This is a genomic window from Pseudactinotalea sp. (assembly GCF_048594945.1).
Classification (GTDB): Bacteria; Actinomycetota; Actinomycetes; order Actinomycetales; family Beutenbergiaceae; genus Pseudactinotalea.
Genome location: NZ_JBMDXJ010000264.1, coordinates 1 through 2,432 on the forward strand (window position 1 = coordinate 1; position 2,432 = coordinate 2,432).

Genomic DNA, 2,432 nt, shown 5'->3' on the forward strand with positions numbered 1-2,432 from the left:
TCCTCGAACACGGCGCGATCGCCGCCGACCATGATCGAGAGGACGCCCTCGATCGCGCCGGCCTCGCCGCCGCTGACCGGCGCATCCAGACAACGCACCTCGGCGGCTGCCGCGGCCTCGTGCACCGCGAGCGCCTCGGCAGGACTGATCGTGCTGTGGTCAATGAGAATCGCCCCGGGCTCCAGGTGGCTGAGGGCGCCCCCGTGACCCAGGAGGACATCGTGGACCACCGGCCCGTCCGGCAGCATCGTGATGAGCACCTCGCACCCGGCCGCGTCGGCCGCGGAGTCGACCACCTCACCGCCGGTCTCCGCTGCTCGTGCGCGGGCTCGGTCGCTCGCGCCGTACACCTTGACCTCGTGACCTGCCGACACCAGGTTGCGCGCCATCGGCGCGCCCATGATGCCGGGACCGATGAATCCGATCGTTGCCATTGACCTCGTGGCTCCTTCGCCTCGTCTTGTGTGCGACCGTAGGGCACGAGCCCATGCGCGTCAAGAGTTCTTGTATGACATTGACGCACCGCCTAGCATCTGGTCATGGCAGACCATGAGCTCCGCACACGATCAGTCGTGGACGCGGTCGAGGACGAGCTGCGGGACCAGCTCCTACGCGGAGAGGTCGATGCGGGCGACGGCGTCACCGAGGTAGGCGTTGCCGCGCGGTTCAAGATCGGGCGCCCCACCGCCAAGGCTGCGCTCGATCGGCTCGTCAACGACGGAATCCTCATCCGCAACGGGCGCCGCGGCCTGATCGTGCGGGTGCTCTCCGACCACGACATCGCAGAGCTGTACGAGTCCCGCATCGTGCTCGAGAGCCACGTGGCAGCAGTGCTCGCCGCGCAGCAGCACCTGCCCGAATCGGCAACTCTCCAGAACGACCTGCTCCGCCTCGCCGCCAACCGCAACGACGCGAGCGTGGTCGTCGCCTCCGACGTGCAGCTCCATCACGCGCTGGTGCAGGCGCACGGCAACGGGCGCATGACGCGGATGCACTCGACCCTCATGGCTGAGGCCCACCTGTGCATGGCGCGCGTGCAGGCGCGTCAACTGCTGCGCGCCGAGCAGATCGCCGACGAGCACGCCACCATCCTCGACGCCATCGCGGCCGGCGATGCCACTGCGGCCAGTGACCTCACCCGCGACCACCTCGAGCGGGCACGCGACAAGCTGCTCGCCACGATGTTCGAGGCGCCGACAGACGAGGACGCGGATCCAGCGGCCACCCGATGAGCACCCGCCGTTAGTCGCCCCAGCATGACTGAGCGCTTCCGCATCGACCTCACCGGCCCGGAGAGCCACGTGCTGGTGCGCCGACCCGGTGAGCGTGCGATCTCGATCGGGCCTCACGAGCAGTGCGACCTCGTCGTCGGGAACGAGCAGCAGGTGCAGTGGGATGCCCTGGACGAGCCCAGCCTCGTGGCGGCGGGCTGGCCGAGCACGCTGCGATACGAGGGGGCCGATCCGGAGGTGGCCCGGTGGGCGGCTCGGCGCGGGATCGAGAATCTGCAGGTCACCGCCTCGCGGAAGCTCGACCTGGACCTCACCGAGACGTCCCTGCAGTACCTCACGCTTCGCGCCGCCGGGCACCCGTTGAGCGCGACGCTCCCTTCGGCCACCACGCTCGACTACATCGCTCTCGCAGGTGATCCGGCGGAGATCACCGTGCGCCTGCATCCCGACGGCAGCGTGCCCGGCGTGATCCTCGAGCCGACGCGCACCGGTGGCCGCGAGCGCCGGCTCGCGCCCTCGGAGGGCTCGGCGGGTGCGCGCTCGCTGCCGATGCCGCCGGCGCTCCGCGACACCGCGACGGTGCTGGTCTACGGCGACCCCTTCGATGTGCCGTTCGATGCCCGGTCGCTGCTGTCCTACCCGCACCTCTCGCGGGTAGAGCTGCGAGGAGCAGTCGCCCATCTGGATGCACTCGCGAGGCTGCCGTTGCACTCGCTAGAACTCCGCTACGTCCCTGATCTCACCGGTCTGCCGCCGCTGTCCACCTGGCCCCACCTGGCGCAAGTGATCGTGTGGAACTCGGACGCTGCCGCAACGAAGCGGGTGCGCAGCGAGGTCCGGCGGATGCCGCCTGGTGAGGGTCTCCGGTCCGCCTCCCAAGGGCGGGACGCTGCGTGGTTCGCGACGGAACACGGGCTGCCGTTCTCCGCCTGGCCCAAGCAGTCAGCCTCGGCAGCCACGCGCGCCTTCCGCGAAGCCGCCAAGGAGATCACTGCGGCGGCCTCACCCGAGGAAGCCCAGGCCGCGATCGAGCACTTGGTCAGGGCAGCCAATGCGCTCCCGGAGATCTTCACCTCCGAGCGCGAGGACCTCGGTGAGGCGGTGTGGCTGCTCGCGCAGCTGACCGAGCACCTCGACCCCGCGGCCGCAATGGCCCGGTTCGACGCCGTCCGCGACTTCTAGAGGCAGCGGTGCGGCGCG

3 protein-coding genes are annotated in these 2,432 nt (G+C 70.1%); 2 read left to right on the plus strand and 1 reads right to left on the minus strand.

Going from position 1 to position 2,432, the window contains the following annotated elements:
• A partial coding sequence (locus tag ACOJSN_RS11460; protein WP_420112630.1) for an NAD(P)-dependent oxidoreductase occupies nt 1-434 on the minus strand: 434 nt, incomplete at its 3' end.
• Between the two features lie 105 nt (nt 435-539).
• Between ACOJSN_RS11460 and ACOJSN_RS11465 the strand changes: the two genes are divergently transcribed.
• Nucleotides 540-1,232, plus strand: coding sequence for a GntR family transcriptional regulator (locus ACOJSN_RS11465; RefSeq protein ID WP_420112631.1), 693 nt, complete (start codon nt 540-542; stop codon nt 1,230-1,232).
• A gap of 24 nt (nt 1,233-1,256) precedes the next feature.
• Nucleotides 1,257-2,414: a hypothetical protein gene (locus tag ACOJSN_RS11470; RefSeq protein ID WP_420112632.1), complete on the plus strand. Its 1,158-nt coding sequence runs from the start codon at nt 1,257-1,259 to the stop codon at nt 2,412-2,414.
• Nucleotides 2,415-2,432 lie beyond the last annotated feature (18 nt).

Coding starts and splice junctions, on each gene's coding strand:
- ACOJSN_RS11470 (WP_420112632.1), top strand. CDS start 1,257: ATGACTGAGCGCTTCCGCATCGACCTCACCGGCCCGGAGAGCCACGTG.
- ACOJSN_RS11465 (WP_420112631.1), top strand. CDS start 540: ATGGCAGACCATGAGCTCCGCACACGATCAGTCGTGGACGCGGTCGAG.